The organism is Zarconia sp. (assembly GCF_057467645.1).
Genome location: NZ_JBRJXU010000129.1, coordinates 1 through 25,263 on the forward strand (window position 1 = coordinate 1; position 25,263 = coordinate 25,263).

General features: G+C 49.7%; 18 protein-coding genes and 1 tRNA gene. 8 read left to right on the forward strand and 11 right to left on the reverse strand.

Features of this window, described 5'->3' with window-relative positions; genetic code table 11:
• Positions 1-303 precede the first annotated feature (303 nt).
• The 4 genes from AC2215_RS19905 to AC2215_RS19920 form a co-directional block, all read right to left on the reverse strand.
• Positions 304-3,114 (reverse strand): CHAT domain-containing protein, encoded by a 2,811-nt coding sequence (locus AC2215_RS19905; protein ID WP_486811753.1) that lies wholly within the window; start codon positions 3,112-3,114, stop codon positions 304-306.
• A 385-nt stretch (positions 3,115-3,499) separates the two neighbouring features.
• On the reverse strand, positions 3,500-4,447 hold the full coding sequence (locus AC2215_RS19910) for a M23 family metallopeptidase (protein ID WP_486811754.1): 948 nt from the start codon (positions 4,445-4,447) through the stop codon (positions 3,500-3,502).
• A 121-nt stretch (positions 4,448-4,568) separates the two neighbouring features.
• Positions 4,569-5,267, reverse strand: a complete 699-nt coding sequence (locus AC2215_RS19915; RefSeq protein WP_486811755.1) for a hypothetical protein — start codon at positions 5,265-5,267, stop codon at positions 4,569-4,571.
• A gap of 192 nt (positions 5,268-5,459) precedes the next feature.
• Positions 5,460-6,275: a hypothetical protein gene (locus tag AC2215_RS19920; protein ID WP_486811756.1), complete on the reverse strand. Its 816-nt coding sequence runs from the start codon at positions 6,273-6,275 to the stop codon at positions 5,460-5,462.
• A 215-nt stretch (positions 6,276-6,490) separates the two neighbouring features.
• Here AC2215_RS19920 and AC2215_RS19925 point away from each other — a divergent pair, with 215 nt between their 5' ends.
• Positions 6,491-6,937, forward strand: coding sequence for a hypothetical protein (locus AC2215_RS19925; RefSeq protein ID WP_486811757.1), 447 nt, complete (start codon positions 6,491-6,493; stop codon positions 6,935-6,937).
• A gap of 428 nt (positions 6,938-7,365) precedes the next feature.
• Here the strand turns inward: AC2215_RS19925 and AC2215_RS19930 are convergent, their stop codons facing one another.
• On the reverse strand, positions 7,366-10,173 hold the full coding sequence (locus AC2215_RS19930) for a two-partner secretion domain-containing protein (protein WP_486811758.1): 2,808 nt from the start codon (positions 10,171-10,173) through the stop codon (positions 7,366-7,368).
• A gap of 118 nt (positions 10,174-10,291) precedes the next feature.
• Positions 10,292-10,918 (reverse strand): DedA family protein, encoded by a 627-nt coding sequence (locus AC2215_RS19935; RefSeq protein ID WP_486811759.1) that lies wholly within the window; start codon positions 10,916-10,918, stop codon positions 10,292-10,294.
• A gap of 229 nt (positions 10,919-11,147) precedes the next feature.
• Between AC2215_RS19935 and AC2215_RS19940 the strand changes: the two genes are divergently transcribed.
• Positions 11,148-11,221 (forward strand) — tRNA-Pro (locus AC2215_RS19940).
• Between the two features lie 383 nt (positions 11,222-11,604).
• Here AC2215_RS19940 and AC2215_RS19945 read toward each other — a convergent pair.
• Positions 11,605-13,197 (reverse strand): glycosyltransferase family 39 protein, encoded by a 1,593-nt coding sequence (locus AC2215_RS19945; protein WP_486811760.1) that lies wholly within the window; start codon positions 13,195-13,197, stop codon positions 11,605-11,607.
• Positions 13,198-13,641: 444 nt separating this feature from the next.
• On the opposite strand from AC2215_RS19945, the gene AC2215_RS19950 reads away from it, so the two are divergent.
• Positions 13,642-15,165 carry a carboxypeptidase M32 gene (locus tag AC2215_RS19950; protein ID WP_486811761.1) on the forward strand — a complete coding sequence of 508 codons (1,524 nt, stop codon included), beginning with the start codon at positions 13,642-13,644 and terminating at the stop codon, positions 15,163-15,165.
• A gap of 246 nt (positions 15,166-15,411) precedes the next feature.
• Here AC2215_RS19950 and AC2215_RS19955 read toward each other — a convergent pair whose 3' ends face one another.
• The gene (locus AC2215_RS19955) at positions 15,412-16,470 is read right to left on the reverse strand and encodes an alcohol dehydrogenase catalytic domain-containing protein (protein ID WP_486811762.1); all 1,059 of its coding nucleotides are present in this window, start codon (positions 16,468-16,470) and stop codon (positions 15,412-15,414) included.
• Between the two features lie 302 nt (positions 16,471-16,772).
• On the opposite strand from AC2215_RS19955, the gene AC2215_RS19960 reads away from it, so the two are divergent.
• Positions 16,773-17,516: a 2-phosphosulfolactate phosphatase family protein gene (locus AC2215_RS19960; protein ID WP_486811763.1), complete on the forward strand. Its 744-nt coding sequence runs from the start codon at positions 16,773-16,775 to the stop codon at positions 17,514-17,516.
• Positions 17,517-17,619: 103 nt separating this feature from the next.
• On the opposite strand, the gene cutA is transcribed toward AC2215_RS19960, so the two are convergent.
• The 3 genes from cutA to btpA form a co-directional block, all read right to left on the reverse strand.
• Positions 17,620-17,886, reverse strand: coding sequence for a divalent-cation tolerance protein CutA (gene cutA / locus AC2215_RS19965; RefSeq protein WP_486811764.1), 267 nt, complete (start codon positions 17,884-17,886; stop codon positions 17,620-17,622).
• A gap of 71 nt (positions 17,887-17,957) precedes the next feature.
• Positions 17,958-18,842, reverse strand: a complete 885-nt coding sequence (locus tag AC2215_RS19970) for a vitamin K epoxide reductase family protein (protein ID WP_486811765.1) — start codon at positions 18,840-18,842, stop codon at positions 17,958-17,960.
• 23 nt (positions 18,843-18,865) lie between these two features.
• Positions 18,866-19,714 carry a photosystem I biogenesis protein BtpA gene (gene btpA, locus AC2215_RS19975; protein WP_486811766.1) on the reverse strand — a complete coding sequence of 283 codons (849 nt, stop codon included), beginning with the start codon at positions 19,712-19,714 and terminating at the stop codon, positions 18,866-18,868.
• 332 nt (positions 19,715-20,046) lie between these two features.
• Here btpA and AC2215_RS19980 point away from each other — a divergent pair, with 332 nt between their 5' ends.
• The 4 genes from AC2215_RS19980 to AC2215_RS19995 all read left to right on the forward strand — a co-directional run bounded on the left by AC2215_RS19980 (position 20,047) and on the right by AC2215_RS19995 (position 25,230).
• Positions 20,047-21,006 (forward strand): SGNH/GDSL hydrolase family protein, encoded by a 960-nt coding sequence (locus tag AC2215_RS19980; protein ID WP_486811767.1) that lies wholly within the window; start codon positions 20,047-20,049, stop codon positions 21,004-21,006.
• Positions 21,007-21,657: 651 nt separating this feature from the next.
• A complete protein-coding gene (gene rfbF / locus AC2215_RS19985; protein ID WP_486811768.1) occupies positions 21,658-22,509 on the forward strand; it encodes a glucose-1-phosphate cytidylyltransferase in 852 nt (283 codons plus the stop codon).
• On the forward strand, positions 22,433-23,470 hold the full coding sequence (locus AC2215_RS19990; protein WP_486811769.1) for an NAD-dependent epimerase/dehydratase family protein: 1,038 nt from the start codon (positions 22,433-22,435) through the stop codon (positions 23,468-23,470). The genes rfbF and AC2215_RS19990 overlap by 77 nt, the downstream gene beginning before the upstream one ends.
• A gap of 527 nt (positions 23,471-23,997) precedes the next feature.
• Positions 23,998-25,230 carry a methyltransferase domain-containing protein gene (locus tag AC2215_RS19995; protein ID WP_486811770.1) on the forward strand — a complete coding sequence of 411 codons (1,233 nt, stop codon included), beginning with the start codon at positions 23,998-24,000 and terminating at the stop codon, positions 25,228-25,230.
• The last annotated feature ends 33 nt before the right edge of the window (positions 25,231-25,263 follow it).

A 25,263-nucleotide genomic window follows, 5' to 3' on the forward strand; every position in this document is an offset into this window, starting at 1 on the left:
TATAGCCGTCGCCAAGGCGGTTAGGACACTCGAGAAATCAAGCTCAAGGCTCGCATTTTCTTCTCTCCCCCTACTCACCGCGATTGCCTGCTCAAGAAAGCTCACCTTCACGATGCCTAAACCGCCCTGACGGTTGCTATAAAGGTTTGATACCGACAAATGCTAAAAATCAGTAACGGTAGAATAAAATCAGGATTTCAGCTTGTTTCCAAGCAAGGTTTTATTAAAAATAAAAACATTTTAAATTAATTGATAAATGCTATATCTTAAATAAACTTAAATCAAAAATAAAATACTTTAAAATCAACGCCAATTTCCAACTAAAATATAAGGTGCCCAGTAATATGGTGTTTGATATTTTAAATCCCGAACGAGAGATTGTTGGGCGCGATGAAGAGCTTGAGACTTTGTAATTCCGGGAGTTTGTAATTCTTGATAGAATCGTTCCATTAAAATTACCGTCGATTCGTCACTCACTTGCCATAGAGTCGCCAAAGTACTTTTGGCTCCCGCCCGCACGGCTAAACCAGCCAATCCTAAGGTTGCGCGATGGTCTCCTTCCGCTGTTTTGCAAGCACTTAAAACTAACAGTTCGATAATATTCGATGCGGTTTCTCCCGCACCGCGAAGCAGGTTATTTAAATCATTCGTCCGTAGAAGTTCGTCATAGGACAAAATATAGGTTTCTTCGGGATCGGAACTGAAATTCCCGTGGGTTGCCATGTGGATGACAGAGAAAATTCCCGAGTTGAGGTTATTTTCTAAATTGAGGGTGGTAAATTGAGAATCGACGAGCAGTTCCGTCGATAAAGAACTTTGAATACTGGATAATTCTCGATCGACATCGAGGGCGGAAAAATTGCGATCGTCCACTTCCACGGCCTCGCTAATTCCCGCTCCTAAAACTTGCAGGTTTTCGGAAAAATCTTGCAGTTCGAAGAGTTGCGAACTCGGTAGCAAGGCGAGGGCGTAGGGTTTTTCAATCAGGTATAAATCTGTTTTGACGTCGTAGAGAACGCCCATGGGAATATTGCGCAAATCCCCATCAAGGACGAATACCAAGGTTTGCAAATCAGGGTTGTTCGCCAGCGCCGTTTCAAAGGGTTCGATCAGCCATTGATAGACGCGGGTGGAGTTTTCAATCACCCGTCCAGCATCCCCTCTTAATAGCGATCGCCGCAGGGTTCGCAGGGTGGTTTCCAACTCTCCTCGGGAGATCGTCTGAGTGTGGTGTTTCAGGGGTTGCCCCGGCAAGCGGTAGATGACTTCGAGGCGATCTTCGAGAATGATGGGGTAAATCAGACCCGCGGTGGGATCGATGCGATCGAAATCTCGATCGACATCTACGGTTTGGGATAAGTCGCAACTGAGGAAATTTTCCAGTTCCGCCAGTTGCAAGTCGTCGATATAATCGATCGCCAGATCGAGGCGTTCTTGACGAACCTCCCCCGTTCCCTCCCGCGTCAGCAACAAATCCACCAATCCTCGATACACCGGTTCGACATTATCCCGGAAGGAAAACTGCTCGTCGGGATTCACCAGCAGTAAGTCACCGCGCACGGATTTGAGAGTTTTTGCCGCAGCCTCGTAGGCGGCAATCGCCCCATCTCGGTTGCCCTGACGGTTCGCCAGCCGCCCCAACTGCCACTCCCAGCGATAGCGGATATCCGGTGCTTGGATCGCCTCCACCAGCAACAGGGCTTCTCGGGTGAGGGTTTGGGCATCGGAAAATCGATCGTCGAGTTCGTAGAGTCCCCCCAACTGCCCCAGGGCGTAGGATTCGGCCGGTCGATCGCCCAACTGAAGGCTGCGATCGCGCGCGTTCTCGAGAATATTGGCAATTTCCGCCCACGAGATCGTCTGCACTCGTTCGAGGCGTTTGGCTTCCACCACCGGATCTCCGAGCTTTTGCCGCAACCGTTCGAGGCGATCGCGACTCAGGCAGGAAGGGGTGTTGGGATCGGGGTTTTGCTTCAGGCAAGCCAGCGTCCAGGCAAAATTGAGCTGGTTGTAAATGCCATTACGACCGGGGGGAAGGCGATCGAGGTGGGATTCGATATCCTGGCGCAGTTGCACCACCTCAGCCCATTTCTCATCGTCCAACCACTGCCCCGTTTCCACCAGCAAACCCAGTCGGTTGAGTTGGGCTTCGAGTTGCCGTTGAGGGGCGCGGGCAGCTTGGGCATAGGCATCCAGGGCGATTTCCTCGCAATCTTCGCCGCAATAGTCTCGGCTGTCTTTACCGATGGCGAGGGCTTTATCGGCCAGGGCGCGGGCGGTATTTCCCAATTCCAACCAGGCAAAGCTTGCCATTGCGGCATCCTCAGACGCCTCTAAACTCGCCTCCAAAACTTCCCACGCCCCCAGACGTTCCCCCTCTTGTTGCAATGCACCCACCCGCCGCAGTGCCTTCCCCAGGTGCCGCAATCCCGTCGCTCTCAGACCCGAATCCGGCTGCTGCTGCAAATCGTCGTACACTTCGAGCAGGGTTCGTTGCGCCCGCCGACTCAATCCCAGGGCTTGTAGGGCTTGGGCTTGGTTGAGTTGGGTCAGGGTGACTCCCGATGGGTGACTCGCAGCGGCGTAGTGGCGGGTGGCATCCTCCCAGGTTTCCAGGGCGGCGGCGAAATCACCTCGCACCCAGTACAATCGACCTCGGGTATTGAGGGCTTTGGCGAGAATTTCCGATGCGGCGCGGGAATCGTCTTTCTCAGCTTGCAGGCGATCGATACTGCTGGCAATGGCGCGATCGGCCTCTTCGAGTTGTCCCAAATGCTGGTAGGCTAAGGACAAATCGCTCAACACCAGGGCAACTCCGAGGGAATTGTTTTCGGAGGAAAAGGCATTCATCGCTTGCTGCCACAGTTCCACTGCTTCGGTGTATCGTTCTCTTTGGTAGCGATCGATGCCCTGACGCAGGAGTTGCAGGGCTTGGGAGGTTTGGGCGACGTTGACGGAGGGGAGAGTTGCCGTCGCGACTGTGGTTTGTTGGGTTGGCGGTTCGACGATGGCGGCGCGGCTGGGAAGAGAAAACCCCACGGCGATCGCGATGCCAGTGGCAAGAGACCCTTTTTGGCACAGTTGAATTCGATTCCAAAGTTTAGATCGACTCATCGTTTTCTCCCAATCGGGTATCTGGAATCGGCAGATTTTTCCCTTTCAATCTTAGGATTCAGGCGCTTTAGCTAGATTAGATCCCCCCTAGCCCCCCTTGATAAGGGGGGAATTGGAAAAACTCCCGCATAAATAAACAGCTTCGCTTCCTCTGGCTTCCCCCATAAATAGTTTCACTTCCTCTGGCTTCCCTCTTTTTAAGGGGAGGCAGTCCGGTCTTGGGGTCTCCCCAAGTAGAGGAACTGCCCTGGACGGGAGGGGGATCTATCTAAGGGGGATGAGAGGAGAATCTCTCGGGGTGCGGCAGGAATCGATATCAATTCGAGCTGAATTCTTACCCTTCAATTCTCCTTGGAAATGGAGATCGATCGCCCTGAATTAGGATCTAACTCGATAAACCCGCAAGCACTTTATTTCTGCGATAGGTTTGAGGTTTGGTATCGTCTATTTTAAAGGAGATCGGAACGGGTTGACTCTCGGGAGACAAAAAGTCCGGTTGCGTCATCGCCTGTAGGTGTAGATGGGGTTGCGAGGTGTTACCGGAGTTGCCGCATTTACCAATTTTTTCCCCAGCTTTTACCGTATCTCCCTCAGCCACGACAATACTTTCCTGTTTGAGATGCGCTAGGAGAATATATAAATTGTCCTCTGTTTGAATGACAATATGATTGCCGGCGAGATTTTGTCGATCGAATTCTCCAATGGGTAAATCCGGCAAGTCATTGCGCATTTCGACGATTTTGCCATCTACCGGAGAAAATAAATCTCGATCGAAACTTTGATACTCCGCTAAATCGCGAACTTGTTCCAAGGGCAATGTTCCATCTTCGGAAACAATTAAATCTAAGGCGTATTTCTGAGAACCGACAAAGTAATGATGGTTGATGAGGGGACTATTTCCACCTTGTACCACGTACCAACTGTCTTGAAAGGGAGATTGTAGGGTAATACCGGGAGACAGAGGTTGATAAATAGAGAACAACTGGGATATCAGAAAAATCGAAAAAATCGAAAGAGTGATGTTCAGAGATTTGCCAATTCCTCGTTCCGGTAGCCAAGCTAATATACACAGAACAAAAACACTACCCCAAATGAGAAGTTTTAAGCGTAGCAACCCATCGGGTGAAAACTGAATGGGAATGAGGGCAATCGCGATACAAGTTCCAATAAGTATCCAAGATGAATTTCTCAGTAAAGCTTGTATAAGATAACCTCGCATACTCGATTTTTTCTGCCAAATACCCCACTCTATACGCTTTTGAACTAAAGCAGCGATCCGACTGACAAGAGTAATCACTGCACTTGCCAGTAGAAATAGATAAAGATAATTCATCAGCAATCCCCCTATTGTCGAAATTGCTAATAAAATAAGAGCGAAACCTAACGAAACCAAGCGAACGATCTTCATGAATTTCCACCCGAGGCTCGATCGCTATTGTATCGTTTTTCTCGATTTACTGTGGGTAGCTAGGTTGGTAATGTCTGATATATGCCAATTCTAGAGTTGATAACGTCATCTGTTCGCGTAGTTTAAACCAGATATGATTTTCCAGCCACCATCGATAGATAAACTCAAGAAATGACGGACTGACCAAATAGGTAAATTCTTTAGCAAACTCGATCGAGCTTTTATCTGCATCTTCTAAAAAAGGCGAATCCTCCGTTCCCGACGACGCAATCACTTCCACATCACCGGATTGGTAAAAATAGAGATACCAGCAAATACAGTATTGACTATCATTGTAAAAACGTAAGATATAATCCCCTGGTTGAAAAGGACTTTCTGAAATGCGATCGGGTAAATCGAAATAACAAGCCGTGCAGGAGAGAATACTACCTTGAAGATAAAAAGACTCGATTAATTCTAAGAAGCAATCAGGAAAAGTGAGCTGTAAATCTCGTGCTTGCTGCTGAATATTCACCCAGTTTTCTTGAAATTCTTGTCTTTCTTCGGTCTCTAGAGCAAAATTTTCTCCTTCTTCATTGACGCCAACTTCAAATTCAGTGAGATTCAGCCAGTCTAGATTTCGATCTGGAATCTCGATTGGTGGTAACGATTTATAGGGTTCGTGGATGTAGGTTCCTTCACCTTCTTTAATTCCGAATAGTTCGATCGAAATCCAGACTTTTTTTAATTTATGCTTGAACTTCATTTTTTAATTAGCTTTATTTTGGGCGCTCTACATTAGAAATAAAAAATGTGCGACTCTTTACCAAATAAATAATAATTGCACTCGAATATATTTTTTAAGTTTAGCGTAACATTCTCTTGTTTTAGGTCTAAAATTATCAATCTATTTTCATGATTTAATACATTGTATAAGCATCAGAACAAAAGTTAATTATTAAAACGGAATATCTTCTTCAGGTTTGAGAGAAGTATCATTTGCTTCGAAGTTAATTTTGGATAATATTTCAGTATCGATCTGAGCGACGACTTCATTAACAAATTTTCCTTGTCGAATTAAATCGATGCGCACAAAATCTTCTGCCTTTGCACTAACAGCCTTAATTTCTGATTCAGCAGGTAAGTAATCCCAATCTGGAAGCCATGCATTTTGAGCGCTTAAAAGAGTATCCAGAAATTTATCGGTTTCAATAACTTCTGTCTCTGTTGCTGTATTTAAGCTACTACGAAATGCATAGCTTCTATAATCATCAAAACAATAGAAATCCCACGATCGAGGGTCCCAACCCGATGGAATTGGAGCTCCCTGTTGTTCCCTTTCAATTGCATACTCTAGTAACTCTTCCGGTTCGATGCCTAAAAAGTCCTCCGTATAGTCGCATCCCCAGTTAAATTCTTCAATACAAGTACCGCGATCGAATAAGCGATATGCCGAACAATCTGATGTATCTTCGTATTCTAGGTAAATACAACGAGTTGCTAACTGTTGGGAAAGTAGAGAAACTGTATTCGTCGCACAGATATCAAACGGAAAAACGATCGTCCAATCATGTCTGCAATATTGAAATAATAATTTAGAACACCAGTCATTGGCTTGACCTAAAACATTAATTTCTAGCCTTCCGTATAGCCATTGAGCTAAAATTGGACTCACTTCTTCGATCGGTGCTTTCACCATCAAAATTCCAATTCGATTACATCCAAAGTCGGAAAACTCAAATCCACGTCGTTCGGATAGCGGTAATTCAGACATTGAAAACTCCTATCTTTTCAAGATTGGTGAAAATAAAAAAATATGAATTGATGAAAGTCTGGCTGGCAATTCGCTTCAGGGCTAAACTTGAATGGAGATCGCAATAACTAGCAGCTAAAAACTCTATCGATCGCGCCATCCATCACGAGGATAACCGAATATATTTGAAGAAGCACTCAAAAACAGAATACTTACTCAATTTTGTTTGAAGTTTTATGAACTACCAACACACGCAACTTGGCATGGCTATCCTCGTAACCCTTGCCCTCATTTCGCTTCTCATCGCGATCGTTTTTACTGTTGTCGGATGGCATTGGATATCGGCGATCGTCCTGGCAATTCTCGCGATCGCCGCCTTTCTCTTTCATTCCCTCACCGTCGAAATTACAGATAACCAACTGCGATTGCGGTTTGGACCGGGAGTCATTCAAAAAACCTATCCCCTGGGTGAAATCGTCCGTACTGAAGCCGTTAAAAATCGCTGGTATTACGGTTGGGGTATCAAACTGATTCCTCGGGGTTTACTCTTCAACGTTTCCGGTCTCGATGCGGTGGAAGTGACTCTCGAATCCGGCAAGCGGGTGAGAATTGGAACCGATCGCCCTCAAGAGTTAGAAATGGCGATTCGTCGCAGCGTGGGATTAGAGTTTCCGGAAATTTAACTCACAGGTGCAACCGGAACTATAGGCAAGTTTGAATGACTCCCTCCCATAATCTCACATTTATGAGATAAGATTTGACTGTTTGCTTCAATCGTGCAAAATGTTCGGCAAAAACTCGGGTAAAATTTTGAGATTGAACTCAGTTCGATAATCGAAACTTCGATTCTCTCAAGCTGATTTTTCCGAGGCATTTGGCAAACATCACTTGCCAGAACGATTTAGTCTTGTGAAACACTGGAGTCCAGCCCAAAATTCCGGTACGCTCGATCGACCCCATTTCCGATCGAACTCCTCGAATTATCAGCAGCGAGTTCGAGATTTTCGAAGGCAATTCGATCGGCTTTGTCTATCTGAAACATTATTTTCCCGCGCCCAAGAATTCATCATCGCCGAACGAGATATTTACGGCACGTTTCAAGACAAACAGGTTAAAAACTTGCTGAGGATAATGAGTGCGAGCATCTTTCTCGCCTTGTAACATCAGCACGAATGTCGGCCACTAACTCCACTTGTCCGCGATCGTTTCTGTGCCATCCCGTCGCCTCCACCAGGGATTCGGATTCCCTCTCTTCCCACTCCACTGGCGGTTGAATATCCTCCAAAATATCCAAACTATCGATGGGATCGTAGGGTGTAGGCGGCAATCCACTCCGTCCGGTGGCTGTAAATTTGCCGATACCGCGATCGCAGGGGTTTCCCGACAGTCCCGCCACATCTACAGTATTTTCCGGCAAGTTCACCAATCCCGATGCCGGATCGATCTCGGGAACTTCAAAGGTCACCACCCCCTGCTGTCCGAACTCCGAACTGGCGGTGATATCGCTTAAAGGGGCCGTTTCCTCCTGACGAAACTCGATGCCGAACACGCTTTGGGCGGCGATATTCACCTTCCCCCCATTCCCCTCAAAAGCATTCGCCGTAATATTGCTATCTTCTGTTGGCAGGGCGACGATAAAATCCGTGTCGATGTTGATATTGCCGCCATCCCCCCCAGTTCCATCGGTTCCGGCGGTGGTTGAAATGTTGCTTTCTCGCCGCAGCAGCAACAAATCCTCCAATTGCAGGTTAATATCTCCCCCATCCCCGGCATTGGTTCTCGCATCGATGAGTCCCCCGTTATCGAGTTGCAGGGTATCGGCTTCAATCTCCAAATTTCCCGCCCGAGGGGCTTCCCCGCTACTGCTGACGGTAATACCGGCCCCATCTCGCACCCGCAGTCCTCCCGTCATCACCGTGAGGGTTCCCGCCTCTCCGGAACCTTGGGAGTTGGCAAACAAGCCGCTGGGAACCCTCCCATCAGCAGAAGTCCCCGCTAAATCGATCGAGTCCGATGCCAAGATATTCACCATCGAACCCCGACCGCTGGAACTGGTTCCCGCACTGATGCGAGACCCGTTACTGAGGCTGAGGGTGCGCGTATTGACCCTCAAAATTCCCGCATCACCCGAACCGAGGGTATCGGCAGAGATGCCCGCCCCATCTCGAATGACGATCGAATCTGCATTCACCACCAAATCCCCCGCATCCCCAGCCTGGACCGTCGCCGACACCACACCCGCCAAGCCCTGAAACTCAATTTGCGAGGCGTTCACCGTCACATTGCCCCCACTACCTCCCTGACTGATAAAGCTATTTCCCGAAGTTGCGACCGCCCCATCGCGAATCGTCAGCCGTTCGGTATTAATGGTGAGATTGCCCCCATCCCCGCGACCGTTGGTGGCCGTCGTGATGCCCGCTGGAATCCGAATCACCGTCAGGGCAACGTTCTCATCGAGGGTAGGGACGAACGGTCCCGGTCGATTGCCCACCAGTTCCACGGATTCGGATGCCTCCAGGAGGATATCGCCCCCCCGTCCCAAACTATCCTCGTCCGTTACCGTCGTCACCCCGGTACGCACTCGCAGGTTTGGATCGAATAGGTCTAAATTCGGAGACGTGCGATCGCGAATGCTAAACCGACTCGTCCGCAGGATGACATCTCCCCCACGACCGGTGGTAATGCTAGTTGCCCCAATCCCGGTAGAGTTGAATCCCGCACCGGAAAAGAGATCGTTAAACAGTGCCACCAGAGGATTGTTCTCCCCCAGGCTACTGCTTTCTCCTTCGCCCACTAAATCGATAGCATCTGTTGCCGTCACCAAAACATCCCCCCCGCGTCCGCCATTCAGGGTAATGGTGGCGATACGGCCGAAGTTGCGCAGCAAGACGGAGTTAGCGGTGAGGTGAATATCGCCACTGCGATCTTCGCCGGAGATTAAATTGCCGATAAAAGCATCGTTGAGGACGATCGTACCACCACTCTCGAAACGGATATCACCGCTGCGGATGCCGAAGGATAACACTAGGGAAGTGCCCGGAACGAAGGTAATATCGCCCCCTGCCGCAATGGTAATATCGCCGCCATCGCCGTTGAAGTCAAAGTTAGCAATTGAGAAACTCGCCGATGCATTCAGATCGCCGTTAATGAGGATGTTGCCCCCCGCATCGATGGCGATATCGCTACCCCCAGACAAAGCGACGGAATTGATGCTGCCGACGATCGCATTGCCAGTAGCTCTGAGGGAAACGTTGGGGGCAGTGGCGTTTTCCACGTCCAAATCTCCGGCAACCGCTTCGAGGCTGAGAGTACCGCGATCGGAAACTAGCATGCCGGTACTGGTGACGTTTCCCCCGGATAGGGTCAAATTCTCGCTGACGGAGAGATTGCCGATGTTGGTGATGCCACCGGGATTTTCACCAAACTGCACGCCGATGGGAACGCTGACGGTGAGTAGGGGCACGCCTGCGCCTGTGGCGGTATCGAAAACGCTGCCATCTTCAAATAAAACCCGATCGGCCGTACTCGCAAGAAACGAACCCCCCACCTCCAACTGCGCGTTTTCTCCGAAGTCAATGCCGTTAGGGTTAATCAGGAATAGATTCGCCGTTCCGTTGGCGCGAATCAACCCATCGATATTGGAGATTTGCCCTCCGGTGACACGAGTGATGATGTTGTCGATCGCCGGGGAATTGTCGAAGAGGGCTTCTGTATCCGTGGGGAGGGAGAAGGCTTCAAAACTGTGAAAGAGATTACTTCCCACTGCCGTACCTCCCTCGATGGTGAGAATTGCGCCATTGGGAGTGACGATAGAATTTGTGGGTAGGGTCGCGTCGGGAATAATTTGCGATCGAACAGAATTTGCGCCTAAACCCAGTAGCACCAGGGCACAGGCGATACGATCGGCAGCATATTTCATGGTTGGGTCAAGGAAATTTCATCCCTTCAGTTTACCGAGGAGATGAAGCCTCGGGAACCAGATGTACCACGGCCTCTTCCAACGACGATCGTTCAACGGAATTCGAGCTTCGAGGCAACTACTTCCCAGTTTCGATCGCCTGTTTGCGATTTTCCCACCACCACGATGCCACAATGACCACCACGGCAACGGCCAAAGCCACCGCACCAAATTGAGCGACGCCAGCCGCCAGGACTTCTAGGGACACCACTCGTCCGGCAAAAAATGCAATACTGACGATGGTGGTCGTCCACATCAAAGCACCAGCAGCATTACACAACAAAAACTTGCCGTAGGACATCTCGACCATTCCTGCGAGGGGACCGGCAAAAATTCTGAATAAAGTAATAAATCGCCCGAACAGAACGGCTCGGGCGGCATTTTTGGTGAATTCGTCTTTGAGGGGCAACAGCTGCGATTCCGAAAAACGGAACATTCGAGCGAGGCGCAACAATAACGGCCATCCACCCCAACGACCGAGCCAATAGCCCACATTATCCCCAAGGATCGCTCCGGAAGTCGTACACGCGAGCACCAGCCAGTAGTTGAGTTCGCCACTACCCGCCAGAAAGCCGCCGACTAAGGTAATCGTCTCCCCAGGTAGGGGAATGCCTGCATTTTCTAAGGAGATGCCCAAAAAAACTGCCCAGTATCCATATTCGCGCGCAAGTTCCTGGATAGCTTCGAGCGATACGATTTCAAACATTCAATTTTGGCTCTGTAACAAATCTTTTCGTTCTCTAATATTTTGGCTGAATCTGGAGTATCTTGCCAAGCTCCAAAATCAACCAACCGCTTTGACTCGGGCGCGATCGCTCCCTAGCGATTCGGTAAACTTGGTTTAAGTTTTACCGATCGAAGATGCATAACCCTAATGGCATTTTCGCAAGCAGTTGCGACTCTCAAGCAGTTTGCGGTATCTTTATATCAGTATACGGGATGTAGCGCAGCTTGGTAGCGCGCCTGCTTTGGGAGCAGGATGCCGCAGGTTCAAATCCTGTCATCCCGATTGTCGATCGCTCAGCCTTTAGTCTGGATATGCTTGTTCGATGTTGAACAAGGGTTTCCGGTGTCTGGGCTTTCAGTCGACTGAGTGACTGCTGCTGTAACAGATGGCGCTTCTTGTGGTTTCTTTACACAATTGAAGAAACAGGTATTTTCCATTCCCCGTTCCCCATTACTGAAAAAGTGTAATGATACCAGTGCGAACGGCTATAACTGGAGTTTAGACTAGTGGGGACGACTGTAAGTTCGTGGAGACAAGTTGAAACGGGGGAAACCCAGCAACTTGAGCGAGTTCAGCTCAGGTCGTGGACATTGATGTTTGCTAACATTTAACGACTTGTAACATCCGATTTTTTGGCACTAAAGCTCGATCGTCTCATTGACCCATTACCGCTCGAGCTGCCACAACCATCCTTTATAAGCTCGCTCGATTTTTCCCCCACTGGTTTCCTCAATCCGCTGTTTCCAAACTTCAGAAGGACGATATAAATAGACCTGGCTAAATTCCGTTGGAATATCGGGAACCGTTCCGCCACGAGAAAAGACAAGTCGAACGTCGGGTTTCAACAAATGACTCAAAGATAATAACTTTTCGGGGAGTTCGTCGGTCAAGACGATCGAACTATCCGCTTGGTTAATAATGCGAGCAATAGCGGGATTATATCGACTTTTTGCATAACTTTTATGCCACCAAACTTCTAGCTGAGAACTCACAACTCCAGAAATAAAGCCGATAAAAAGTAAGCTTAAAAATCCAAGCTTCCAAAATTTCCAGCGTGAGATTTGATGTGGAAGTACTGTCAGTTTTGTGGCAAATAAATAGGCGAGCGCAAGCTGAATTCCCAATACGCAGGGAATCGCATAGCGCAAGTTATTCGATCTCCGTCCGCCAACCAAAATATCGGGTCCGATGAGAGCTAGTCCCGTCACGCCCATTAATAATAAAATAAAGAGAAAGGTTTGCGATCGAGCGTGGCGACAAAGCCAGTAAATCGCATAACCGACCAATCCAATAATGATATACAGTAATGGGTTGAGCAAGCTCGTTCCCTGATTGACATCAAAAAAAATTCGACTTAAATTTAAACCCCAAATTAAATGTAGGTTGTCCCGAGGATTGGTGGTGGAAATCGTGTTCTCTACAAAATTCGAAAAATTCGCGATCGCAATTTGCAGCCAAGGGAAAAATAAAAATATCCCGAACAGCGATGCTATGAAGTAGGCTAAGAGAATTGTGACCTGTTTCCACCGAGTAAGAATCGAGATGTAAATTCCATGACCCAAGGACACGAAAGCCGAAAATGGATGTGCGTATAGTCCAAGGGCAACGGTAATGCCATAAATGCCCCAACTCGATATAAAACTTAAAATAAAATCTGAATTTACGCTTCCATCCCTGCCATCGACTTTCGAGACTCGAATAGCCTTGAGTAAAGCCGCACAAGACAGTAGAATTGCCACGGTCCAAAGACTGTATTCTCGGGCTTCTTTGCCGTAAAGAATATGAAAGGGGGACAAAGCCACAATCGCAACACTCAAACCCGGCGCGATGGGGTTTGCGAATAGCTCTTTTGCCAGCCAATAGGTTGCCGGAAGAACCAACAAACTTATCCAAGCCGATAGGCTGCGAATGGTGGCAACAGATGGTTCGAAAACCTGAAGCCAAAATCGAGCCATGAGGTAGTATAGGGGAGAGTGTTCTGGGTGTCTGGCGAGGGCATCAATCGTATCTTTTAAGTCTCGACTCGGGTTCGGATACTGATAGATATTGCGAAAAGCTTCGACAGCAGTCGGTTCTCCCGTCTCGACTCGTTCGACCAGCTCGCTTTTGGTATAGCCGGAAATCCGTAGCGAGGTCATCGTCTCGTCATACCAATAAACTTGACGATCGAGATTATAAAATCGTAGAAAAACTCCGAAGGCAATTGCCAAAATAATGACTTTTTTAAGGGAGATTGACGCAATCGTTTTTAAACTCATTGAACGAATTAAATTATCCCGATCGACATCCAATTGTAACGATTAGTTTTTTCGATCGAGAGTGATATCATGGCATCTCTCGACTGGGTATGATATACTCGCCAGCATTAAGCCGAAACCACTGCAATTGGTCTATTCGGATATCTTAATCGATCGAGTTATGTTTTGATAAGGTAGCGCTCTCTGGTTTATTTATTTTTTGCCCCAAATCCATCGTTGTCAGCCGTCGAATTTTTTGAAGGTTTAGATTCAAGTCAGATCTGACAGCAAGTGGGAGATTATCAGTAGGGTGTCATGTCCGAAGAGGGGAAAAGAGATCGCTAAACTTCCTTTACGAGAAATTTGCCAAGGGCTGGTTAAATTTCGTACAAATGTGAGTAAAGGGTCAGGTTGATATTTTCCTGTCATCAGGTTGCGCATTGCCTCATTATCAAACACCAAGTCATGCAAACGCTTAAGAAAATCGAACCGAAATTTCAAGAATTAACATCTCGTTTGGGTCAAATTAAAGATCTCGATGCCGCTGCCGCCCTACTCGACTGGGACCAAACCACATATATGCCACCCGGAGGAGCCTCGGCACGAGGACGGCAAATCGCCACGCTACGGCAAATCGCGCACCAAAAAATGACCGCTCCCGATCTCGGACAGCTTCTCGAAGATCTGCGCCGCTACGAAGGAGACCTGCCCTACTCTTCCAAGGATGCCAGCCTGATTCGCCTCGCTCGCCGCAACTACGAACAAGCCATGCAAGTCCCGGCTTCGTTCATGGCCGAACTCTCCGGGCACCAAGCCCAGTGTTACGAAGTGTGGACTACCGCCAGACCGGAAAACAATTTTGCGGCGGTGCGACCTTATTTAGAAAAAACCTTGGATTTGAGCCGCGAGTTTTCCGGCTTTTTTCCCAACGCCTCCCGCATTGCCGACCCCCTTATCGATCGGGCGGACTACGGCATGACGACGGCAACGGTTCAGGATTTGTTTGCCCGACTGCGCCAAGAACTCGTTCCCATTCTAGAGGCGATCGTCGCCGCACCACCCACCAACGATTCGGCATTACACCAATTCTTCGACGAAGCCCTTCAACTTCAGTTCTGCCGCCAAGCCATTGCCCGCATGGGATACGACTTCGGACGCGGTCGACAAGACTGCTCTCCCCACCCGTTTACCACCAGTTTTTCTATTGATGACGTTCGGTTCACCACCCGCATCTATGCCGACGATCTCAATCAGGGATTGTTTAGCACCTTTCACGAAATGGGTCACGCGCTGTACGAACAGGGAATCGACCCGGAACTCGAAGGAACCCCTCTCGCCGATGGAGTTTCGGCGGGGATGCACGAAGCCCAAGCGCGACTCTGGGAGAACTGCGTGGCTCGTTCTCGCGGATTCTGGGAGTATTTTTACCCCCAACTCCAGAACGTCTTTCGCAGACAATTGGGGCACGTGTCCCTCGATGAGTTTTATCGAGGGATTAATAAGGTCGCGCGATCGCCGATCCGCACTGATGCGGATGAGGTTACCTACAATCTCCATATTATGATTCGCTTCGAGCTCGAGTTGGAAATGCTCGAAGGTCGATTGTCGGTGCGCGATTTACCCGAGGCTTGGAACGATCGCTACCGCAGCGATTTGGGCATCGTTCCTCAAAATGACGGTGAAGGGGTGATGCAGGACGTACACTGGTACTGCGGTACGATCGGGGGGATGTTTCAAGGTTATACCCTGGGAAACCTGATGAGCGCTCAGCTTTACGAAGCCGCGATTTCCACCCAGCCCCAGATCGAGCGCGAACTCTCACTGGGTCAATTTGAGACCCTGCACCACTGGTTTCAAGAGAATATCTACCGGCACGGTATGAAGTATACGGCGACGGAACTGGTCGAACGGGTGACGGGTTGCTCGTTGAGTATCGATCCGTTTGTCTCCTATATTCGCAAGAAATTCGGAGAACTCTATCCACTCTAGCGATCGCCCCTTGAGGCACTCAAATTGGGGCATTCAAAGATATCCCCAGACTGGCGGCGGTACGCTCGCTTCGTCCCGTCGCAGTCGATTTAGAGTACTTCACGCTGGTTTATTGACACCAATCGAAGAAATAGATGTTTTCCATTCTCCATTCCCTCTTCTGAATGTCGAATTCTCCCTTCCTCGTTCCCCATAACTGAAAATCTGTAACGACAAGGGCCCGAACTGCGATCGATTGCAAGATCGTCAACGCAGGTTTTGGGGATACAACAATATCTTGAACGTATCCAGTTCTGCCTTCGTAACCCGATCGACGGCTTTGGGTAAATCCTGGAGGGGGTAGCGATCGCTAATTAATTGTTCCACATCGATTCGTCCCTGGAACAAAACATCGATGGCGTGGGACTGTAGCTTAAAATCTGCACCGTGACTCCCGAGCAAATCGATTTCCCGACGGTACAGCAGATTGGGATTGATAGTGATGTTGTAGTCGGAAAATTCTGAAAAAACGAGAATCTTGCCTCCTTTTCGGGTACAGTCAAGAGCCTGACTGTAGGCAAGTTCGTTGGCAATCGACAGCAGACTCGCGTGTACCCCCAAACCACTGGCAAGGTAATTGACTTTCGTATGCAAATCGCGATCGCTTGCCAGAAACGCGGCTTCGGCGCCAACTTGCAGTGCTTTCTCCAGGCGGTGGGGATGGCAATCTACAACCACTGCTCTCGCACCCACATACCGAAGCAGGACGATCGATAGCAGCCCCCTCGGACCGGCTCCTGTTACGAGGACAATCTGACCGGCCCGAATTTGAGCCTTTTCGATCGCTTTCAGGCAGCAGTTGACCGGATATAAAAAACTGGCGCGTTCCAAGCTCACCCGTTCGGGAACCTCAACCAGACCGCCATTGCGAACCATATGCCCGGGCACCTTAACGTATTGGGCAAAGCCTCCCCCACTCGGAATAAATCCGCTGGTGGTGGCGATTTCCTGGTAGGTTTTGCATAGGGAAAATTGGTCGCTCAGACAGTACGTGCAGCGAAAACAGGGAACGTGGGGCATGACGGAGACCCGTTGCCCGATCGAAAAATCCTCGACGAGATCGCCAACTTCAGAGATCGTCCCGGCAATTTGGTGACCGAAAATGCGCGGCGGACTGTAGATAGGATAGCGAATTCGATCGAGATCTTCGCGGCCGAGACCCACCACTTCAACTTCGACGAGTACCTCATCAGCATCTAGAGTTGGAACCGGTACGTCTTCATAGCTCAGTTGATTCACACCTCGAAAAACTTGTGCTTTCATCATCAATTGTCAAGCCGCTCTTGCAGTATTAGGGAACCGTTGGGTCTGCCCCCTCCTCCTCGTGCTGTCTTCAATCTGCCAGATCCGAATTTCATCCACTCTATTGTGACATTCGATGGTCAACCCAAAGCGATGGGTGGGGAATCAACCCCAGGTTGTACAGTAGTACAGGAGCAAGATCGTTTCGATCGCTTTTCCCGCAACGAGCAGGATGCTCGCGATGACAACGGAAGCAAAACGTTTCAACAACAATCCCTTATTTCAATATTGACAAAGTCGTAGATTAAATTTTTAAGTCGATCGGTATGCCTAAAATCTTCGTTTATCACACTCCCGAACTTACGCCAACGGACCCGATGCCAGATTGCGCGATCGTCATTGACGTTTTGCGTGCGACGACCACCATTGCTACCGCTCTCGATGGTGGAGCTGAAGCGGTTCAAGCCTTTAGCGATATCGACCTGTTGATGGGAGAAAGCGAGAAATGGTTGCCCGAGAAACGCATTCGCGCGGGAGAACGGGGGGGGGCGAAGGTTGATGGCTGCGATTGCGGCAATTCTCCTTTGGAATATACCCCCGAACGGGTGCAAGGGCGACGGTTATTTCTGAGTACCACCAACGGCACTCGGGCCCTTGATCGCGTGGCATCTGCTCCCACCCTGATAACATCAGCTCTGGTGAACCGCCAAGCCACGGTGGATTACCTGTTAGAGCATTCCCCCGAAACGATTGGGATCGTCGGTTCCGGTTGGCAAGGGAGTTATGCCCTCGAAGATAGCGTTTGCGCGGGAGCGATCGCCCATCGGTTCATGGAAGCGGCGAACCTGGATTTTGCCGATATTGCCGGTAACGATGAAACCATCGATGCAATCGCCCTATACCAGCAGTGGCGCGATCGTCTTTGGGAACTTCTCTCCCTCGCCAGCCACGGACAGCGATTGCTCCGTCTCAACTGCGATGAGGATTTGGTCTACTGCGCGAAAACCGATATCCTCGACGTGCTACCGATTCAGAAAGAACCGGGCGTTTTAGTGAGTTTGCAGTCTTGAGGAATGGGTGTGGGGTGTAGGGGAGACAAGGGAAAGAGGGAAGAGCGTTGCCACTGACCCATTGTCAATTGTCAACCCACTCTCCCCGTGCCTCCGATGTGTCCTACTCCTTCGTCATCGCTTCGATCCAGTTCAGGTATGGGGTCGAACCGGCAACGATCGGTACTGCAATAATTGCGGGAACTTCGTAGGAATGGAGTTGTCGCACTCGCGCTTCTAATTGTGCAAACCGATCTAAATCGGTTTTAAGAACTAACTGCCACTCATTATCGGAATTGATGTCTCCGTTCCAGGAATAAATCGATCGCACGGGCATCAACGTTGCGCAGGCGGCAAGTTTTTCTTCTACTAAAGAGTAAAGAGCGGGCAATAGTTTGGGCTTATTCTTCGGAACTAGCTGTTACCAATACGACGGCGTATTCGGATTTGGATGCGATTGGATTACTCTCCAGACGCACCAAAATCTCGCGAACCGGAGTAACCCGATAAATTGGCCAGTTCATCTAAGGTTTGTACCCCTTGGTGTAACTCGCCATCAATTTTCCAAGTGGGGAATGCTTGGATACCTTCAGAACGACACAGTTGGGTTTGTGAATTTTCCCCATCTTGGGCGCATTCGACATAATCGACTTTTTTAAACGCCTGTTTCCCAAATAACTCTTTCTGATCTTGACAGTGACCGCACCAGTACGCGCCGAACATTTTGGCTTCCGTATCGCTCAAATGAGTCGCAAGTTCGATCGCCCCAGGGGAAGACGCACCCGCGGCCGTACCGTTGACACCGGCATAAACCCCCAGCGTCCCCACCAGCGTCACCATCGCCACGGCAATTCCAGAAAAGAAGAGTTGTCCGATATCATCCCAAGCGCGACCGACAATCGATAAAACAAACAAACTCAAGGAGAAGATAGCCGAGGTAATGCAGTACATACAAACCGCCTTGATTTCGGTCGCTAGCACATACATCAAGTAACCACTGAAGATCGCCATCGCCGTCCCCCCCAGAAACAGGAATAACCCCGTCCAGCGATCGAGTTGGGTGTGGAGTTTCTTATTTTTCTCTGGGGTAACGATGAGGGGGGCAAAGGCAAAAATTGCCATCGCCAAATAACCCAAACAGCCGAACAAAGTCAGGGGAAGCCCAAAAACAGTCGCATAAGGACTGCTCAGAACGGCATCACACCCCCCAGTACAAACCCCAGAGAGATCTCCCCGGAATTTGACCACAGTCAGGAAAGCCGTGCCGATGGCCCCGATAATGGCGATCGTGCCCATAATCGGACGAGACCAGCGATGAATCCAAGGAGTAGAACGTCGGCGAATCATAAGCGCTTGTTAAGAATGCAGTTTCAAGAATGCAGTGTCACAGAAGATTTAGACTGGGGCTGCACCTGGAATTGCTCGGCACGGCGCATGGCTTCGACAAATTGCGACACCCGAATCGGATCGATGGGTTTTTCGATATCCCCCCGTCGTTTGAGGGAACTCGACACGATCGCCCCGTTTGCAGCCTGCATCAACGTCCCAATATTTTCCCAGTTGGCTCCACTGCCGATGAAGACGGGTTTACCATTAGCAGCCTCTGTTGCCAATTTTAGATCTTCTAAACTTGGCGGGCTACCGGTGGCCGGTCCTGAGAGAATAACGCCATCGGCTAATCCCCGTTCGAGAGTTTCGCGCACGGTCACGGTAAGATTGTCAGAACCCAGGGGATGAGCGTGTTTCACCAGAACATCGGCGAGAATTTTTACATCGCTGCCGAGTTCCCGTCGATAGCGCAAAAGTTGGTGGGCTTGTCCTTCGATCGTGCCTTGGTCGGTGACCATCACGCCGGTGAGAACGTTGACGCGCACGAATTTTGCGCCCACGCAGGCGGCGATCGCCAGTCCGCTGCGAGCATCGTTTCGCAGGACGTTAATGCCAATAGGCAAGGTGACTAGATTCATCAGCCGATGGACGATGAGCGTCATGGCACTGACCACGGCCGGATCGACTTGGGCGTTTGTAAAAGGGGCATCAAAAAAATTTTCGATAATAATACCGTCTACCCCTCCAGAGGCGAGGGCGGTGGCTTCTCGGGCGGCTCGATCCATCACGGCATTGAGATTTCCTCCCCAACGGGCGGAAGTGGGCAGGGGTAATAGATGAACGACACCGATAATCGGATTGGATGTTTTAAAAATTGGCTTCAAGTCCACGTTAGTTGTCTCGGACTCATTTTCGATCGTCTACAGGATGGTTTCAACCCCAACCCAGATTGGTTCGTTTCGTGAGATTCGCATTACGAATGTCCGGAAAACGAAAAGAGGGTGGGGAACGGTAACAGATAATAGCATCAAATAGATCTTACGCCGATATCGTCACAGCTAAGTCTGGGGCAGGGGGGAGTGAATGGACTACGAACAATGAACAATGGACAAGGGGTGAATTGTTGCTATCTCCTTTGTCTTCCCCCACACCCAACACCCCACACCCGATCTCTTGCTTTCCCCGAAGCAAACCCGGCACGTTCGCTATACACTGAGATGGTTTGTCGCGTTCCGTTGCCAATGTGATTAAATTTGCCTTAGTTGCCGTGGCGATCGCCTTGGGATTGCTGGTTGCTGGAGAAATCGGTCTCCGAGTGCTGTTTGGATTTGGTAATCCGCTGCTCTACATTGCCGACGATCGCATTGGATATTTGCTTGCCCCCAACCAACACACCCGCCGGTTTGGGAACCGGGTGGAAATTAATCAGTATTCGATGCGTTCGGAATCGATCGCGCCCCAACCCGATGCTGCAACGCTGCGAGTACTGCTGCTGGGGGATTCGATCGCCGGTGGAGGTTGGTGGACCGATCGCGACGATACGATTTCAACACGGATGGCGGAGTGCTTGCGGGAACGATCGGGTCGCCAGCCGGTGGAAGTTCTCAACGCTTCAGCAAATTCCTGGGGACCGCGCAACGAACTGGCTTACTTGGAGCAATTCGGTCATTTTCAGTCACGAGCGATCGTGCTGCTGATCAATACCGATGATTTATTTGCCATTGCCCCCACCTCGTTACCGGTGGGTCGAGATCGCAACTACCCGGCGCGCAAACCGCTTCTGGCGTGGGTTGAAGTCATCGAGCGCTACCTCCTACCGGAACCGCAAATTCCCGAACTCGATCGACTGCGTCAAGAAGGGGGCGATCGGGTCGGGAAAAATCTGGCGGCGATCGAACAAATTCATACCCGACTCGCTGCAGGCGGCATTCCTCTCATCCTAGCCCTGAGTCCCCTTAAGCGGGAAGTGACTCCGTCAGGACCGAAAGATTACGAATTAAAAGCTCGCGATCGCTTACTCGAATTGACGCGAAGTCATAAGATTCCGTTTCTCGATTTTTTACCGATTTTCGCGGAAATCGAACCACCGGGCGCTCTTTTCCGGGACACGATTCATCCCACTCCCGAAGGCAATCGCATTTTGAGCGATCGCATTTGTCAGCTTTTGGAAACAGTTTGGTAACTGGCGAGCTTCTATCGAGGTATTTAGACTCATTCGGATATTTTTAGGCGCGATTTTTGGGAACGTGAGCAAGATGTTTGTGCGCTCCGCACAGGCGCACGCGAACGCACTAAATTGTCCGAAGGTCACTGAATATGGCTCAACAAGAGAATTTCCGTATTTTTCTGCACTTAATATTCAGTGGCAAACAAGCAATCATAAAGATTGCGTAAAGGATCTTGTTGCGGTCTCTGTTCTCCTGCTAGTATTTCACTACCCAACACATAAATTGTGTTCAAAATTACGTAAATTCACCGAACATTTTTAACAGCACTTTCTGAATAAACTTGTTTGTCCGTTTGTCTGTACGGATGGCACTTTATTGAGAAAATGCGGTTTCTAGCACTCTCATTAATCTCACGCAAGTTGCGATCGAGAAATTGCGTTTTTTGACGAGAAATCTTAATGATTTTCTCGAAAGTTATTGGTGCCGAATCTTAAATTCTAGCCTTGAACTTTTATTACAAAAAATAGCGATCGCACGTAAAAAATACCGCCGAACCTGATAAGTAGACAGCCCGATCGCACTCGAGTCCAGGGTTGATCTACTCCAAGTTCGATCGGTGGCATCACAGAGATACTTCAAGCCGAAAATTCAATGGAGAATAAGTGATGAAAGTCGGAATTTTAGCAGGTGGTTTGGGAACTCGCCTCGCCGAAGAAACCGAAACTAAGCCCAAACCAATGGTCGAAGTGGGTGGGCGACCCATCATGTGGCACATCATGAAGCACTACGCCCACTACGGCTTCCAAGATTTTGCGATCGCCCTGGGTTACAAGGGGGAAGTCATCAAAAAATACATGGTGGACTACTGCTCCCTCAACAGTAACCTGACGGTGAATATGGGCAGCGGTCAAGTTCAGATGCACCAGGGCTGGCGACCCAATTGGCAAATCGATCTCATCGATACCGGACTGCACACCAATACCGGCGGTCGCATCAAGCGTTTGATTCCCTACATGAATAACGAAACCTTCATGCTCACCTGGGGAGATGGCGTTTCCGATATCAACCTGCAAGATTTGCTCGCCTTCCACCGCCATCACGGCAAACTCGCCACCATGACCGTAGTCCGACCCCCTGCCCGCTTCGGTTTGCCCATTCTAGAAGGCGATCGGGTCGTGGAATTTTCCGAAAAGCCGCAAATTAAAGAAGGCTGGATTAACGGCGCGTTCTTCGTCCTCGAACCGCAAGTCTTCGACTACATCGAAGGCGACGATACCCTTTGGGAAAAAGAACCCCTCGAAGGGTTGGCCCAAGACGGTCAACTCATGGCCTATCAGTACGACGGGTTCTGGCAGTGCATGGACACGCTACGGGATAAACGCCGTTTGCAAACCCTCTGGGATAACGGCAACGCACCTTGGAAAATTTGGGAGGAATCAAATGCGAGTCTTAGTAACGGGTCACAAGGGTTACATCGGAACGGTGTTAGTACCCATGCTGTTAGCCCAACAGCATGAAGTTGTAGGTCTCGATAGCGATTTATTCGAGCGCTGTACCTTTGGGGATGGGATTGAAGAGATTCCCGAAATCCGCAAGGATATCCGCGATGTCGAAGCGGCTGATGTGGAAGGATACGATGTCATTCTTCATCTGGCGGGTCTCTCCAACGACCCCCTGGGCAATCTCAATCCCAACCTAACGGCCGAAATCAACTACCGGGCCTCAGTGCGGTTGGCTCAACTGGCCAAAGATGCCGGCGTGCCTCGGTATATCTTTTCCTCCTCGTGCAGTAACTACGGTGCCGGGGGAGAAGACCTCCTCAACGAAGAATCGGCGTTCAATCCCGTCACCCCCTATGGCGAGTCGAAAGTTGCCGTCGAGAAAGAGGTCAGCCAGCTTGCCGACGATAACTTCAGCCCCACCTTTTTGCGCAACGCCACCGCCTACGGCGTATCTCCCCGGCTGCGGTTCGACTTGGTGCTCAATAACCTCGTGGCGTGGGCGTTTACCACCGGGCGCGTATATATCAAAAGCGACGGTACCCCCTGGCGACCCATCGTTCATATCGAAGATATCTCGCGGGCGTTTATCGCCGTAATGAACGCTCCCCGCGAAACCATCCACAACGAGGCGTTTAACGTCGGGCGCAACGAAGACAACTATCGGATTCGGGAACTGGCCGATATTGTCGAAGAGGTGGTTCCCGGTTGCAAAATCGAGTATGCCGAAGATGGCGGCCCCGATAAACGCTGTTACCGAGTCGACTGTAGCAAAATCCTCCGAGTTGTACCGGAGTTCGAACCCCAGTGGAACGCTCGCCGGGGGGCGGAAGAGTTGTACGCTGCCTATCAAAAAATCGGGCTGACCCTCGAAGAGTTTGAAGGGGAAAAATACAAGCGTATCGCTCATATTCAATCGCTCCTCGGCAGTGGCGTCTTGGATGGAGATTTGCGCCGGAAAGTCACCGTATCGGTGTAATCCCAGTTGCATCTCGGATTTTGGATGTGTTGGATGGCAGTTAATTCCCTCTGACACATCATTTTTCGGGTAGAAATTCATTGGGTGGGTTGTTTTTCTCGCGCCGATCGAAAGTTGACACCGTCGCTTGAACTGTCCACCCTCCCCAACTGTCGGGAATGTACCGCGTTTTTTATCCCGACCGGAAAGATGCTTCGTCCTAAGCATAGCCTGAATTATTCACCAAACCTTCAAATCCCAAGCGCGAACGAACCTCAACCAACAGACTGTTTTTCGGGTCAATGACCCGCTAGTTTGTCAACCAAGGTTTTGAGCGATTTTCGTCGAACCTCATCAATCATGCAGGAAAGATGCGAAATCGCTCCCAACAAAGACTTCGGAGCGATCGAGTTTGGTGTGACCGAAGATTAATCGTCAAATGCATTTTTCCCGACGGCATCCAATTTCGACCCGAATCGCAAAATTAACACCTTTCCCCTCAAACCCATACCCCTTACCCATTTATCAGGATTAGGAGCGATCGACATATGTCCGAAGCTATGCCACCTTGCCGTTCCTGCGGACATCCAGACTTACAATCAGTCATCGACTTTGGTTATACCCCCTTGGCTGACGGGTTGCTCGTCAAAGACCAACTCAATCAACCCGAATACACCGCCCACCTCGAACTGGCATTTTGTCCCCATTGCGGTTTGGTTCAGATTACCGTGAGCGTGCCCCCGGAAATCTTATTTTGCCAGGATTATCCCTATTTTTCCTCCGTTTCCCCCTCCCTGCTGCGACATTTTGCCGGCAGCGCCGAACATATCCTCGCATCGCGCGATCTCGATGCCAATAGTTTGGTCATCGAAGCGGCGAGTAACGACGGCTACATGCTGAAAAACTTTGCCGAGAAAGGCATTCCCGTTCTGGGGATCGACCCGGCTAGCGGTCCGGCAGAAGCGGCTCAAAAGGCAGGGATTCCCACGCGCTGTACCTTTTTTACCAAAGAACTGGCGACCGAACTGCGCGAAGAAGGCAAACAAGCGGATGTATTCCTCGCCAATAACGTTCTCGCTCACGTCCCGGACTTAAATGGTTTTGTCGCGGGCATCGGGATTTTATTGAAAGAAACGGGCGTGGCGGTTATCGAAGCACCCTACGTCGTGGATTTGGTAGAGCATGGAGAATTCGATACCATTTACCACCAACATTTATGTTACTTTTCCGTAACAGCAGTTGACAAATTGTTCCGACGGCACAATTTATTTCTCAACGATATTCAAAGAACGGCAATTCACGGTGGTTCGTTGCGCTTATTCGTCGAACCTGTCGAAGCGGTGAAAGATTCGGTGAAATCGCTGTTGCAAGAAGAAGCCGATCTCGGTGTCGATCGCTTCGATTACTATAGCAGTTTTGCCGATCGCGTCGAGACCATCAAACGGGAATTGATGGCGATTCTCTGGGATATCAAAAAACAAGGAAAGCGCGTGGTGGGTTACGGTGCAGCGGCTAAAGCGACGACCTTGCTGAGTTACTTCGACATCAACAAAACTCTACTCGATTACGTCGTGGATTTGAATCCGTTCAAACACGATCGCTATATGGGGATCAATCATTTACCGATTTTCCCTCCCACGAAGTTACTCGAAGATCGACCCGACTACGTTTTAATCTTGGCGTGGAACTTCGCCCGAGAAATCATGGAGCAACAGCAGCAATATCAGGAAAATGGCGGTCAGTTTATCGTTCCGATTCCCTCACCTAAAATTGTAGGTTGAGAACTAATCGCTTATTTTCTTTGTAGAGTTCCT